Below are 14,186 nucleotides of genomic sequence, written 5' to 3'. Positions count from 1 at the left end.
GCTGTATTTCTAAATTATTTTTGCTTTCCGATGACAATTCTCCATTTATCCTTTTTAGTTCTACCCTCAATTGACAATATTTTCACTCTGCCATACCCTCGGACCGATATCAGGTCACCTTCTGCACAATCAAATGAGGAGTTTTCGATTAAGGTCCAGTTGACCCTAACTAAACCCTGTTGAATAAATAATTGAGATTTTTGACGGGAAAGATTATTGATTCCTGAAACAATTGTATCTAATCTTAAGGATGTGACCGTAATAGTGTTCTCCATCCAGCTATTTTCAGTTAATACCGCTTCCTTTATAGTTAACTCTTTTAATTCAACGCTTGCTCTGCCAATCGATTCAAGATTTGTACGAATATAATCTCTTATCTCACTAGCACAAAAAAATTGGATTGTTCCATCCTGAACCAAGATATCGCCAAATTTCCCACGTTTTAAACCTAGTGACATCAATGAACCTAGTACCTGTGGGTGTTCGATCTTCACGAATTTCATCGGATAAACGATTTCAAGAAGAGATAATTGAAATTCCTCGGACTCAGGAGTTAAATACTCAGGCACGATCAAAGCCCTTTGTCTTTCAGATCCGATTATCCCACCGAAAAGATGTACTCTCACATTTCCGTTTTCACCAACCATCACCTTTAGTATATGCTGTTCTCTTGGATCAAGAAAATCCGTGAGTTTAGGGGTGTATGTGGATTCTACATAATCCCGCCAATGCATTACTTGGTCAATATATTCGCGTTCTTCCGGGCGGAAATGCTGATAGATGTTCATAGTTTTCTCCTTGGTCTCGCAAAATTCAGAATCTTATTATTTACAATAGCAGGTCACGTATAACATCCAGGCCTGCAGGGGCAAAACTTAAAACGAGGAATGCTACTAATGGTGATAAATCCATCATCCCTAAAGGAGGAATAATTTTTCTAAATGGTTCTAAAAAAGGTTCGCAGACTCTAGAAAGTATAGATCCAATTTGGGACTCCCTCATGTTAGGAAACCACGACATGAAAATATAAACAATTAACACCCATCTATAAACACTAATTAATGTAATTAAAAAATCAAAAATCATATTCATACCCACTACCACCTCGAATCTTGGTAATCTGATTGTTGAACTAACTCAGAAATATTACCGGAGATCTCCACATTATCTGGGGTACATAAGAAAATACTGGACCCTACTTTTTGAATATCTCCACCTAATGCATAGACAGCACCACTTAAGAAGTCCACAATTTGCCTTCCTTCTTCATGGCCAATCCGCTGAAGGTTTACGACCACAGCACGTCTGCTTTTTAAGTGATCTGTAATATCTTGGGCTTCAGCATACACTCTAGGTTCGACTAAAATGACCTTCGAAGACTTTTGGACACTTTGTAGGCTGACGACATTCTGTGGCTTTACTTGCTGCTTTATAGGCTTAGCCGGTTCCACCTTTTCGTAAGCATCCATATTAGACTCATCATACTGGTCATCTAAAAAGAAAAATGTTTTTAATTTTGATTTAATTGTCATATCTGGTTCTTCACTCCTAACTATGCTCACCGACAAGTGCGGTGCCGATTCTTACCATTGTTGCACCTTCTTGAATCGCTAAAACAAAATCATTGCTCATCCCCATTGACAGCTCCTTACATGGTGCAAATTCCAAATGAAGCGACTGTACTTGATCACGTAAACTCCTTAACCTCTGAAAACAGGATCGAAGTAATTCTTGATCTTCAGAAAAAGGTGCCATAGTCATTAAACCAACAACCGTGATATGTTCAAAACGGCTTAGTTCATTAATAAAGGGCAGCACATCTTCGGGCTTTATCCCATGTTTTGATTCTTCATTTGACACATTTACTTGAACAAAGCATTTTATTTTTTTGCTTGCACGCTTATTAATTTCTTCAGCTAATGACAGCCTGTCTACAGAATGAATATAGTCAACCTTATCAATAATACTTTTTACTTTCCGGGTCTGCAGAGTTCCGATAAAATGCCATGTGGGCTTGTCCCTTAAAACTTCCCATTTCTCCAAAAGACCATCATCACGATTTTCGCCAAGGTTAACAATTCCTGTATCTAGTGCTTCTTGCGCCCTACCTATAGTCACATACTTGGTAACCGCAATGATGGTGACCTCTTCAGGGGAACGATTCGCCTTGATACAAGCCTTCCTTATCTGTTGTGTAACTCGTTCAAGATTGTCAGCTACCTTCAATTCTTGGCCTCCTTCCAGCCTATAAAGCCTAAAATTCTACCTGTTTTACCTTGATCACGCCGATGTGAGAAAAACTCTTTGTGATTACAGCTTGTGCACAGATCCGTTTTAAAAATATTTTGATCCGGTATTCCAGCTCTCTTGAGGATTAGTCGATTCATTTCCCGCAGGTCTAATGTGTATTGACCATCATTTATTAAATTATATGGTTTTTCTTCGACATCTTCTAGTGTATTTTCTACGAAGTTTATAACATAATCATTTACAATATAACATTTTTCACAAATAGAGGGACCAATCGCGACAAAAATTTCCTCTAGGTCTATCCCCTCTTTGCCCCAAGCCTCAATCATATGCCTCCCAATTTCATTAACCGTTCCTTTCCAGCCAGCATGAGCAGTACCTATCATCCGCTGCTCTGGCGCTATGAAAAAAAGTGGAACACAATCGGCATAGCAAAGTGTCAAAAGGATGTTCTCTTGATTTGTATAAAATCCATCTGTACCTTTGAAGGCTTGTTCATACGTTCTTGCCCCTCGTCCCTTGTCAATACTTGTTACCCTTCTAATGGTAATGTTATGAGTTTGTTCTGCACTAACCCAACAATTCAAAGGAAAGTTTAGGAACTTTGAAAGTTGGTTCCTGTTGGAAATAACATCGTTTTGAACATCACCAACGTGAAAGCCAAGATTTAAGTCCTTATAAACTCCTTTTGAACTCCCACCATTTTTTGTTGTTATTCCAGCCACGAGGCCTGGAAATTTATTCACCCATTGTTTAATGGAAAAGAATGAAGGGTTTTCTAATTGAAACGGTTCCATTTTCTAACCTCATTTGTTTTTATATAGTTTACCATGAATAGCATGCTGGTCATAGGGATCAGGAGTTTATCCTTCTAATTCCTCTGTTTTTCTTTCCTCAAATCCTTTAAATCTGACTAAAATGACATCCTGACCAATCTTAATAATGTTTTTCCATGGAATAATAATTTCTTCGTCTCTTCCAAAGAATCCAAGGACCTTACCAGCGCCGGTAATCACAACCGCTTCAATTTTTCCGGTTGATAAGTTAATCTCAATATCACCAATGTTTCCAAGTCTTTTCCCATCCGCTACGTTGACCACATCTTTAATCTGGAAATCAGATATTTTCACCATCAACTCTCACTCCTGCCTACTATACTATAATAAATATATATGACTAGACTTTCGAGAATATCTTTAAATCCAGAAAAAAGAAAAGCTGCCCTTTTGGACAGCTTTAACTTTGAATATTCTTATTCATCTGTTTAATTGCAGCCTTTTCCAGTCGAGAAACCTGTGCTTGGGATATCCCAATTTCATCAGCAACTTCCATTTGTGTTTTTCCTTGGAAGAATCGCTTTCGAAGAATAAGTTTTTCACGCTCATTTAAGCGACGCATACCTTCTTTTAAAGCAATTTCCTCTATCCAATTGATGTCCTTATTTCTTTCATCACTTAGCTGATCCATAACATAAATTGGGTCGCCCCCATCATTATATATCGGCTCAAATAGCGATACAGGATCCTGGATTGCATCTAAAGCAAAAACAATTTCTTCATGAGGAACTTCTAATACTTTTGCAATTTCTTCTGCAGTCGGTTCCCTTGAAGTCTCACTCATCAAACGCTCTCTAACCTGAAGAGCTTTGTAGGCAATATCTCTTAAGGATCTTGAGACGCGAATTGGATTATTATCACGCAGGTACCGACGAATCTCTCCAATAATCATTGGTACGGCATAAGTGGAAAACTTAACGTTTTGACCTAAATCAAAGTTATCAATCGATTTCATAAGTCCAATACAGCCAACCTGAAACAAGTCATCAACAAACTCGCCTCGGTTATTAAACCGTTGTATTACACTTAGAACGAGTCTTAAATTTCCGTTGACGAGCTTTTCTCGTGCAGTAATTTCGCCCTCTTGCATTTGTTTGAAGAGTAGTCTCATTTCTTCATTCTTTAATACAGGAAGTTTTGATGTATCAACGCCGCAAATTTCAACTTTATTTCGAGTCAATCCCTTTTCCCTCCTCATAGGAGTTGCTGTACAAAAAACAGTATCTCCTTGAGAAGGAAAAATATGCACTAATGAAACCTGACGGATCGGGTGAAAGTTGTCGAAAACTGTTAATGAATCCTTAATTTACAAGTACTTTTTGCAAGTAAAAATTTTTTCTTTTTTAAACCATTTTATTAAATTCTTTTCTTAGTCTTTTAATTATTCTTTTTTCAAGACGAGAAATATAGGACTGTGAAATCCCCAGCATATCTGCCACATCTTTTTGCGTTTTTTCTTCCCCATTAGTCAAACCAAATCTAAGCTCCATGATTTGCTTTTCCCTGTCAGATAATTGGTGCAATGCCCTTGTTAAAAGCTTTCTATCTACATTCGCTTCTAGATCCTTGGTAATAATATCATCATCCGTTCCTAAGACATCCGATAACAGTAATTCATTTCCGTCCCAATCAATATTTAGCGGTTCATCAAATGAAACCTCAGATCTAATTTTGTTATTTCTTCTTAAGTACATCAAAATTTCATTTTCAATACATCTTGATGCATATGTAGCAAGTTTTATTTTTTTCTCAGGATTAAAGGTATTTACAGCTTTAATCAGTCCAATTGTTCCAATACTAATTAAGTCCTCAATGTTTATACCTGTATTCTCGAACTTTCTGGCAATATAGACAACTAGTCTTAGGTTGCGCTCAATTAAGATTGACCTAGCAGCCTTATCACCGCCAGGAAGCTTATTTAATAATACCTCTTCCTCATCTTTGCTTAAAGGAGGCGGTAATGCTTCGCTTCCACCTATATAATAAACTTCGTCTGATTTAAGGCCCAATTTTATTAATAGCTTATACCAGTAATAAGATAAGCGAAGTCTCCATTTTTTCATCCATGTTCCTCCTTCTAAAAATGTTTTTCCCGAGTATAGTATTATTAGCTTACTTTCACCGAATCCCTGAGTCTAGGACCGGTCATCATTTTCGGATGAACGATGCATTGGAAGGCATCATCTGCTGACAACTGCTGCATAGTAAAAGACACGAGACCCTTTTCGCATATTCGCTGCTCCCCATTCAAATCAAAAAGAATAGAATCGGGTTTTATCGCAGCAATTAGCTGATGCTCTTGTCCAACCACCTGATATGGGATGATTCTTAATTTGCTCTGCCACTCGTGTGGAAACTCTTCATCTCCCATTATCAAGGATTCAGGGTCAGAAGCCATCCTTTGAATTGGCACTGCAATCTTTTCTAACTGGTCTTTAATTGAGACAAACATAACTGGAAGTTTCGATATAGGATCATAAAGCTGATTTCCACTGTCAACTAACCCCTTAAAGATTAACGTTTCATGGTTAATCGTTAGTTTGACGGTAATAATCTGATCATATTGAATCTTAGTCATTTCCATACTTTCTACATTACGTTTTGAAAAATGCCAGGCTAACGGAAAACCTAAAAATACAAATAACCAGCTAATTGGGTCTCCATATCCTGTTACACTGGATAATAAAACATTAGTTGACATTTCAGCATCATACTGAATAAAGTAATGAACCCCGATTAACGCACCACCAATTAGAAAGGTTGTAACATACAGGGTCATTAGAGCCTTAATAAAAAAGGAGAAGCGTTTATATCCAAATGCCATGAGTACCATCCCTATTGAAAAGAGGAGCTTTGTAATCGGGTGGTTCGAAAATAATTGTAATGGTGTAAACGACAATAAAATAATTAGTGACCCAATAAAACCACCAGCTAATATCCTCCACATTTTTGTTTGTCTTTTTAAAAAAATAGCTGATAAATAAAGGAGAAGGCTATCAAATAATAGGTTAAGAGCCCATATTATATCTAAATATACAGTCAAGCCGCTGCCTCCTTTTTTAAAGGCTCTGTTAAACTTGATTGTTGATTGGAAGGGAAGGCACTTCGCTTTCCGCGGGCCACCGCCGAGCCTCCTCGACACTCCGTGTCTGCGGGGTCTCGCCTGTCCCGCTTCTCCCGCAGGAGTCTTCGTGCCTTCCATTCCAATCAGCTGTGGTAATAATTAACATTAATCTTTACCAGTGCCTTTTTAAAAGCTTCAGAAATGGAAGGGCAATATGAACATTACCAATCATTTCTATTATTCTGTTTACGGAAAAGTATAACGTACTTTTGGGGCGGAAGTGTGTCACTTTCTGTAATCAAAAAAACAGAAATTTTCACTATTAACAACGTATTTTGTCTAATTTGTTTTGCTGGATGTAGGCATTGAAAAAGGCATGGTCCATGGACCATGCCTTTTCTATCAAAACATTATTATCTGCGACGGTTGCGGTTGCGGAGGAAGGTTGGGATGTCTAGTGTGTCTTCTTGAGAAGCGTTATTCGAGCGAACAGGTTCTTGGGATACTTCTTCGCGCTTTTGTTCTCTTTTCACACTGTTTACCTGTGGCTTAGCTTGTCCAAAAGCTGGACGATTAACCTTAGGCTGTGCTTCTTCCTCGTTGAATCCAGTAGCAATAACCGTTACAATTATTTCATCTTTTAGTGTTTCATTAATTACAGAACCGAAAATCATATTTACTTCTTGGTCAGATGCGGTTGCAACAATATCCGCAGCCTCTTGAACTTCATAAAGACTTAAGTTCGTGCCGCCAGTAATATTCATGAGAACACCCTGAGCTCCATCAATAGACTTTTCTAGTAATGGAGAGCTGATTGCCTTTTTAGCTGCCTCAGTTGCACGATTTTCGCCTGCAGCGACACCAATACCCATTAAGGCAGATCCTTTATTAGACATGATCGTTTTAACATCAGCAAAGTCTAAGTTAATTAGTCCTGGCGTAGCGATTAAGTCGGAAATACCTTGAACCCCTTGACGTAAAACATTATCAGCTTCACGGAATGCCTCAAGCATCGGAGTACTCTTATCAACTATTTCAAGAAGGCGGTCATTCGGAATGACAATTAATGTATCTACCGCTTCCTTCATAGCACCGATCCCGCCAGATGCTTGATTTGAACGCTTTCTACCCTCAAATGTAAACGGACGTGTCACAACACCCACTGTCAATGCTCCTAAATCACGAGCTATTTGGGCAATAACAGGGGCAGCACCAGTTCCGGTTCCTCCACCCATACCAGCCGTAACAAACACCATATCTGCTCCACGAAGTGCATCTTCTAGCTGCTCTTTACTCTCTTCTGCAGCTTTTTTTCCTACTTCAGGATTGGCGCCAGCACCAAGTCCTCTAGTTAATTTAGCACCAATCTGCATTTTCACTTCTGCTTTAGAAAGGTTTAACGCTTGTGCGTCTGTATTCACTGCAATAAATTCTACACCTTGAACCCCATGTTCAATCATTCGGTTTACTGCGTTGTTTCCACCGCCGCCAACACCGATTACTTTTATGGTAGCAAGAGAATCTAAATTGGTATCAAACTCTAACATGAACAAATCCTCCTAATTCGTCGATATCTTTTCGCTAGTTATTCGAAAAAGAGACCAAGGAATTTCTTTACTTTAGATGACATCTTATCTTCCGGATGTTTTTCTGGTTTAGCTTTCGGCTGTTGTTGTTTTGGCATTCTTTTTTCGATTGGTTCAGAAACCGCCGCAGCCCCGTCGAAGGTTCCTCCTGGTATTCTAGCATTCTTGTAAGCATACTTAATCAAACCAACCGCTGTAGTATATTGAGGTTCTCTTACTCCAATATAATCAGGAACGGCGTTGCGAACTCTATTTTGCAAAATTACCTGTGCCAGCTCCAATACACCTTGCATATTAGCAATTCCACCCGTTAAAACAAACCCTCCAGGTAAATCACTATAACCTAAGCGTTTCATTTCACTGACAATTAAATCAAATATTTCTTCCAATCTTGCTTCTATAATATCAGAAACTTCAAGTTGATTAAATTGCTGGTGCTGATCACTTCCAATAATCGGTACACTAAATACTTCATCTTCTGAAGCATCATCATAAAAGGCATGTCCGTATTTGACTTTTATTTTTTCAGCATCTTCAGTTGATGTCCGTAACCCGATCGAAAGATCTTTTGTAATATGATCCCCGCCGACTGGGATAACACTAGTGGCTGCTAAAAAACCTTGTTCAAAAACTGCAATCGTTGTCGAACCGCCACCAAGGTCAATAAGAGCAACTCCTAGGTTCTTCTCATCCTTAGAAAGTGCGTACTCCCCCGCAGCAAGCGGCTGTAAAACGATATCTAATATTTCAAGACCCGCTCTTTCAACACAGCGAAGTGTATTAATAATAATTGTCTTAGAACCGGTAATTAAAGTACCATCCATCTCTAAGCGAACACCGATCATCCCTCTTGGATCATGGATCTCGTCTTTTCCGTCAAGAATGTATTGTTTGGCAACAACACCAATAATTTCTCTGTCAGGCGGAATAGAGACTACCTGAGCTGCTTCAACCACACGCGTGACATCTTCGTTCGTGATTTCGCGATTTTGACTGGATACTGCAACTACACCACGGCACGGCTGAAGCATACAATGGTTTCCGGTTATACCTACAATGACTTGGCGGATTTCCATGCCAACCATTCTTTCCGCTTCTTCAATTGCCTTCTTAATAGAATGAACGGTATCATTGATATCAATGATAGAGCCTTTACGTAATCCTTCAGATTTAACATTTCCTACGCCGATAATATTTAATGAGTCATTGACCATTTCACCAATGATAACTTTTACACTGGATGTACCGATGTCAAGACTTACATATATTTCATTGCTGTTCATTCTCTGGCACCTCCTTTTGCATTCCTTCAGTCCAACACCAATTATTTTTATAAGAAAAAAGATAAACATTCTCCACTATATCTTATAAAATTATTCGTCAAAACTAAATGATTCCCTTTAAAAAAATCAAATTTTTTCTAATTTTTCTTTGTTTGTTGACCATTTTGTCAATAAAATCCGTCTAATGACGGCAATATTTTGAAATAAGCGAACACCAAAGGCAAAAACTGCTGCTAAATACAAGTCTACACCAAGATGGACACCTAGAAAAGCTAAACTTGCAGCAAGTAAAATATTGAAAAAGAAGCCTGAAACAAACACTTTTTCATCATAAATATTTTGCAAATGTGCCCTAATTCCTCCAAACAGAGTATCTAAAGCAGCCAAAACCGCAATCGACAAATAATTGGAATATTCATCGGGAATTCTTATATCTGTCAACAGTCCAAGAATAACACCAACAATTAATCCAAGTAACGGAAGCCACATTATGTATCGCCCCCTTCAGTTGCTTTCACAGACTCCAAATAGCGAATTCGTATCTGATTATCATAGGCAGGAATGGTAATTTCCGTACTTGGTTCAGAAATTGTTAGTTTAAGGTTATCAATGAAAAACTCCTCAACCGCTCTCGATACTTTCATCCTATTAAACAGCTTTTCTGCTGCAATGAGATTATCTACGCCTACTCTAATCTCAATAGGTAGGTTTGTTAAAGGATATCCATCTATCTTGGTTTCATTATTAATATCTCTAATAACCGTCGTGTTAATTACTCTTCGGCCATCTATTGAAACATATTTCGCTTCGTACATGTTCAATTCATTTAATAACCGTTTGAGAAGTTCAGGAGATATCCCGCTAGAAGATGGGAGTCCAACTTGGATTTCCTCAAAAATTGGTTGAACTCTCAGGATGATTCCTGGTGATTTTACTTCTGTTAACCCAGCTTCACTTTTTAATTCCTGAAGAGTATCTATTAACACTTGTTCTTTACTTTGCCTTCGCTCAGATTCATAGGCGGTAATTTTTCCTTCAATGGAACCAATTTCACTTAGTAAATTGGATTGGAGTTCTTTTTCCTTAAGTAAGGCTTCCCGCAGCTGCCAAATATCTCGTGTATCTCTTGCAATCGGTTCTTTCACCGTTTGAAATTGAATCGCAAGCATAAAACCAATCACAGCAGATATGACTACAAAACTAAGATTTTTATGTTGCTTGTCCACTTGTTTCACCTAACCTTTTAAATTATTCCTATCTTACGTGGACAATCCATCATTTACGAACTTCCTAAAATTGGATTTAGTATAATTTCGTTCTTTTTCTCTAGAGTAAAAACTATATTGTCATTAACAAGCTGGTCTTTTACACCGCCAGTTAAATTAAGTGCAGAGGACAAAACATCAGGATCGCCAATTGCTGTAATAACAAATGGTGCCGGATGTTCAACACCATCGACAGTGATTACAGGTCCTGTACAAAGAATATATGAATGACTTGTTAATCTCTGGCCATTTACAGCTATCGCTGCAGCACCTGATATGTATAGCTCATTAATAACTTTAAACACGTGATATTCATGAACAAGATAGTTATTAATATTCTCTTCCTTAGGATCATAGGCACCGTCAGCCAGAGTTACACTAACACCTTTACCTTTTACCTTAACCTTTCCTAGGAACATCCGATATTTTTCTGCGTCCTCTGCAAAGGTTAAATAAACCTGTGCCTCCTTAGAGAGGTTCTTTTCATTTTCTAAAACCTTGTCTTGTTTTAGATGTAACTCTTCAGTAAGTTTTCGATTTGTTTCCTTTTGAGCAATCAGTTCATTTCGCAGCTTAAGTGTTCTTTCATATTGCTTACCTGATAAATTAGTATGTTCTAGTTTTGCTTCCTTTTGAGTAAGATGATAGGAGAATGCCATCATGAACCCAAGAACTAGAGAGACGAGGGATAGAACGACGTGTTTACCCTTCACCTTGATCATCTTCACCTGACGTCTCCTCCACTTCTAATTCATAAGCCTTGAAGTACGTACCTACCTCCAGATCAATAATTCCTTTTTTATTTGAATCCAATTGGCTTACAATTGAAGGATAATGAATCATTTTCTCTGAGAAACTCCTTAATGTTGCGTTCACTTCAAAACCGTCATTCATAAATAAAGAAATATGATATTGATCTGTTTCCTTAGGTGTGTAATGAATTTCAGATATAGAGTTTGTAATTTCCTCAGGAAGCTGGTCAAGATTCATAATCAATTCTTCTAGTATTGCACCCTCTTCAAATTTAAGTAGAAGAGGAGCATTTACCGGTATCTCATTCATTTCCCTGTTCAAAAGAATTTTCGCATTATCAATGACAGGATAATATGATTTATCATTTTCTAAATAGGCAATTCTTTTCCGTTCATGTACATGAATCTTGATAGAATTTGGAAATACAACTTCTATTTCCGCTTTCTTAATTTCATCTAATTTTTCTAATTCTAAGACAATATCTTTTTTCTTTACACTCCAGATATTGGTTTTGCTTGTAAGATTTGAGATATTAATAATTTCATCTGAAGAGATAATCTCATTACCCTTTATGGTAATCTTTTTCACATGACTTAAAGGTGATTGTACGTATGCAACAATAGCAATCATTGTAAAAAACAATAAAAGCAGAAAAATTAGTCTTTGGTTTGCCTTTTTACGTCTTTGCTCCTTTAGCTTAGGAATCCGATCCTCAAGAGCAACAACCTTACCTTTATCCATACCTTTCCCCCCTAAAACCAGGTACGCATGTCCTAAAAGAAAACCAAAAAGAGTTAACTCCAGAAAATACCCATCTATAAAGTGAAAACAACGGCACAAAACATCATGCCGTCATTCATTTACCACAATCTTTTACCATATTATAATGTGTAATTATATCACAATATTTGTAATTTTGTAGGACTATTTCTATTTACACCCTACCGATTATTTCTACCTCAGTTTCTATTTTGACTCCATATAATTGATCAATTGTAACTTTCACATGTTCAATCAAATCAAGAACATCTTTTGCTGTTGCGTTATGTGCATTCACAATAAAATTACCGTGCATTTCCGAAATTTTTGCCCCGCCGATACTATATCCCTTTAAACCAGCATCCTCTATTAACCTACCCGCAAAATGGGGAAGCGGATTTCGAAAGATACTTCCTGCACATGGAGAGTTCCAAGGCTGGGTCTCTTTACGGTAATCCTTGTTTTTTTGCATTTGGGCAACGATCGCCGACTTATCTCCCTCTGTAAACTTAAATTTTGCTTCTAAAACAACACCTGGTCGCTTTTTCTGCAAAACAGATGTCCGATAGGAAAATTCCATCGCTTCATTCGAGAGCCACTCCATCGTTCCATCTTCGAATAAGATATGTGCTTCTGTTAAAATCCTACTAATGTCTGAGCCATGTGCACCAGCATTCATATAGACAGCACCGCCGACCGAACCAGGTATTCCACTAGCAAATTCAAGGCCTGATAATCCTTTTTTACTAATCATGGTTGATAAGCTTACGAGTGAATGACCAGCACCAACTGTGATTTCTGTACCAGCAATCGTAAGTGTATCAAGCCCTGGGCCAAGCTTAATGACTATACCTTCAATCCCCTTATCGGAAACCAATAAATTGGAACCCCTCCCAATGGCTGTCCATGGCAGGTTTTGCTTCCTAATTAGTTCCATTACTTTCGTCAAGTTTTCTATTGAAGAGGGTTCTACAAGGAGATCTGCAGGTCCGCCAATTTTCATCGTAGTGTGCCGGGCAAGCGGTTCATTACTTTTAACTGTACCTATATTTAATTCTTGTAATTGTGTGACTAAATGGTCCATACTATTCACCTATCTTTCCAAAGCTTGCGTTAAATTCAGTTTATGCAGAAAATTTAATTGGGCTACCTTTGTTTTTTATTTTACAAGCTGTTTCATCAGTTCATGAAGTTTTGTAGCTGAGTCAGGAACACCCAATTCTTTTGCTTTTATTTTCATCGCTTCTAGTGTTTGTTTGTTTAACAGAATCCTGTCAATATGCTGCACGAGACTTTTACTATTTAATTCCTTTTCTAAAAGTAATGTCGCTGCCCCGTGATTACTTAATGATTTTGCGTTCTTTTCTTGATGGTTATTTGTTACATAAGGACTTGGCACAAGAATACTTGGTATGCCTAAGGAGGTTATTTCAGCCAGTGTGGTTGCTCCTGCTCTTGAAACCACTAAGTCAACGCCCGCAAGAACCTCAGGCATATTATGAATAAATGGCTTAATCACTACATTTTTAGGGTTACCCACTAACTCCACTTCGTTTTTCACGGCCTCAAAGTGGACATCACCTGTGATGTAAAGGACTTGATAAGGCTTTTCTCCCAATTCCGATAGTGATTTAACTACTGCATCATTTATTGGTCTAGCACCGCGACTTCCTCCAAAAATTAATACTACTGGCTTTGTTGTACTCAGACCCGCAGATAATCGGCCGCGTATCCCATCTTGTCCCATGACTTCTGATGCACGCGGATTACCTGTAAATACGATTTTATCAGCCGGGAAATAATCTTTTGCCTCATCAAAGCATACAGCAATTTTGTTAACGTAACGGCTCAAGAATTTATTTGTTAATCCTGGCACACTGTTTTGCTCATGTATGATGGTAGGAATGCCCAATTTTGCAGCTGCATAGACTACTGGACCACAAACATAGCCTCCTGTACCAATGACAATATCGGGCCCAAATTCTTTTAAAATCTTTTTACTATCTCTAACCCCTTTAAAAAACCGATAGACCGTTTTAATATTTTCAAATGAAAGCTTCCTTTGAAAACCAGTAATATAAATTGACTTAAAAGGGATCTTCTCCCTAGGAACAATTGTACTTTCGAGTCCATTCAATGTTCCAATGTATAGAAACTCTGTATCTGCTGATTGTTTTTGTATTTCTCTAATAAGGGCAAGTGCTGGATAAATATGTCCACCAGTCCCGCCACCACTTACTACTATCCTCATATATCCACCTCGATATAAAATGCTAACTCTAATTTCATACACTATCTTACTATAAATTCGATTGAAAGAATGTAAATGAAAGAAGAATGTTATGTAAATGTAAAGTATCATGAATTAAACAAAAAGAACCCTGCCTTAA

17 protein-coding genes are annotated in these 14,186 nt (G+C 37.8%); all 17 read right to left on the bottom strand.

The features are described 5' to 3' along the window. Nucleotides 1-14 precede the first annotated feature (14 nt). Nucleotides 15-788, bottom strand: coding sequence for a YlmH family RNA-binding protein (locus tag BTR25_RS01275; protein WP_075685344.1), 774 nt, complete (start codon nucleotides 786-788; stop codon nucleotides 15-17). Nucleotides 789-828: 40 nt separating this feature from the next. Continuing rightward, nucleotides 829-1,092 carry a YggT family protein gene (locus BTR25_RS01270; RefSeq protein ID WP_075685342.1) on the bottom strand — a complete coding sequence of 88 codons (264 nt, stop codon included), beginning with the start codon at nucleotides 1,090-1,092 and terminating at the stop codon, nucleotides 829-831. A 5-nt stretch (nucleotides 1,093-1,097) separates the two neighbouring features. Next, complete coding sequence (locus tag BTR25_RS01265) at nucleotides 1,098-1,532, bottom strand: cell division protein SepF (protein ID WP_075685340.1); 435 nt, start codon at nucleotides 1,530-1,532, stop codon at nucleotides 1,098-1,100. Between the two features lie 16 nt (nucleotides 1,533-1,548). Then, entirely contained in the window at nucleotides 1,549-2,226 is a 678-nt protein-coding gene (locus BTR25_RS01260; RefSeq protein WP_075685338.1) for a YggS family pyridoxal phosphate-dependent enzyme, read from the bottom strand. Beyond that, entirely contained in the window at nucleotides 2,223-3,047 is an 825-nt protein-coding gene (gene pgeF / locus BTR25_RS01255) for a peptidoglycan editing factor PgeF (protein WP_075685336.1), read from the bottom strand. The genes BTR25_RS01260 and pgeF overlap by 4 nt, the downstream gene beginning before the upstream one ends. 66 nt (nucleotides 3,048-3,113) lie before the next feature. Further along, entirely contained in the window at nucleotides 3,114-3,383 is a 270-nt protein-coding gene (locus BTR25_RS01250; protein ID WP_075685334.1) for a YlmC/YmxH family sporulation protein, read from the bottom strand. Between the two features lie 103 nt (nucleotides 3,384-3,486). Then, on the bottom strand, nucleotides 3,487-4,266 hold the full coding sequence (gene sigG, locus BTR25_RS01245; RefSeq protein ID WP_075685332.1) for an RNA polymerase sporulation sigma factor SigG: 780 nt from the start codon (nucleotides 4,264-4,266) through the stop codon (nucleotides 3,487-3,489). A gap of 163 nt (nucleotides 4,267-4,429) precedes the next feature. Then, complete coding sequence (gene sigE / locus BTR25_RS01240; RefSeq protein WP_075685330.1) at nucleotides 4,430-5,149, bottom strand: RNA polymerase sporulation sigma factor SigE; 720 nt, start codon at nucleotides 5,147-5,149, stop codon at nucleotides 4,430-4,432. A 44-nt stretch (nucleotides 5,150-5,193) separates the two neighbouring features. Beyond that, a complete protein-coding gene (gene spoIIGA / locus BTR25_RS01235) occupies nucleotides 5,194-6,129 on the bottom strand; it encodes a sigma-E processing peptidase SpoIIGA (protein WP_075685328.1) in 936 nt (311 codons plus the stop codon). A gap of 434 nt (nucleotides 6,130-6,563) precedes the next feature. After that, the gene (ftsZ, locus tag BTR25_RS01230) at nucleotides 6,564-7,697 is read right to left on the bottom strand and encodes a cell division protein FtsZ (protein ID WP_075685326.1); all 1,134 of its coding nucleotides are present in this window, start codon (nucleotides 7,695-7,697) and stop codon (nucleotides 6,564-6,566) included. 38 nt (nucleotides 7,698-7,735) lie between these two features. Next, complete coding sequence (gene ftsA, locus BTR25_RS01225) at nucleotides 7,736-9,019, bottom strand: cell division protein FtsA (protein ID WP_075685324.1); 1,284 nt, start codon at nucleotides 9,017-9,019, stop codon at nucleotides 7,736-7,738. Between the two features lie 126 nt (nucleotides 9,020-9,145). After that, nucleotides 9,146-9,508 carry a small basic family protein gene (locus tag BTR25_RS01220; protein ID WP_075685322.1) on the bottom strand — a complete coding sequence of 121 codons (363 nt, stop codon included), beginning with the start codon at nucleotides 9,506-9,508 and terminating at the stop codon, nucleotides 9,146-9,148. Then, nucleotides 9,508-10,245, bottom strand: a complete 738-nt coding sequence (locus BTR25_RS01215) for a DUF881 domain-containing protein (RefSeq protein ID WP_075685320.1) — start codon at nucleotides 10,243-10,245, stop codon at nucleotides 9,508-9,510. Before BTR25_RS01215 ends, BTR25_RS01220 begins: the two co-directional genes overlap by 1 nt. A 53-nt stretch (nucleotides 10,246-10,298) precedes the next feature. After that, nucleotides 10,299-11,006: a DUF881 domain-containing protein gene (locus tag BTR25_RS01210; RefSeq protein WP_075685717.1), complete on the bottom strand. Its 708-nt coding sequence runs from the start codon at nucleotides 11,004-11,006 to the stop codon at nucleotides 10,299-10,301. Continuing rightward, nucleotides 10,987-11,778 (bottom strand): cell division protein FtsQ/DivIB, encoded by a 792-nt coding sequence (locus tag BTR25_RS01205; protein ID WP_075685318.1) that lies wholly within the window; start codon nucleotides 11,776-11,778, stop codon nucleotides 10,987-10,989. The genes BTR25_RS01210 and BTR25_RS01205 overlap by 20 nt, the downstream gene beginning before the upstream one ends. 193 nt (nucleotides 11,779-11,971) lie before the next feature. Next, entirely contained in the window at nucleotides 11,972-12,880 is a 909-nt protein-coding gene (murB, locus tag BTR25_RS01200; protein WP_075685316.1) for a UDP-N-acetylmuramate dehydrogenase, read from the bottom strand. 75 nt (nucleotides 12,881-12,955) lie between these two features. Continuing rightward, on the bottom strand, nucleotides 12,956-14,047 hold the full coding sequence (gene murG, locus BTR25_RS01195) for an undecaprenyldiphospho-muramoylpentapeptide beta-N-acetylglucosaminyltransferase (RefSeq protein WP_075685314.1): 1,092 nt from the start codon (nucleotides 14,045-14,047) through the stop codon (nucleotides 12,956-12,958). Between the last annotated feature and the right edge of the window lie 139 nt (nucleotides 14,048-14,186).

It is taken from the genome of Bacillus sp. MRMR6, assembly GCF_001940785.1.
Taxonomy (GTDB): Bacteria; Bacillota; Bacilli; order Bacillales; family Cytobacillaceae; genus Neobacillus.
Note: the sequence above shows the minus strand (reverse complement) of the source record. Positions and strands in the feature narration are given on the sequence as shown.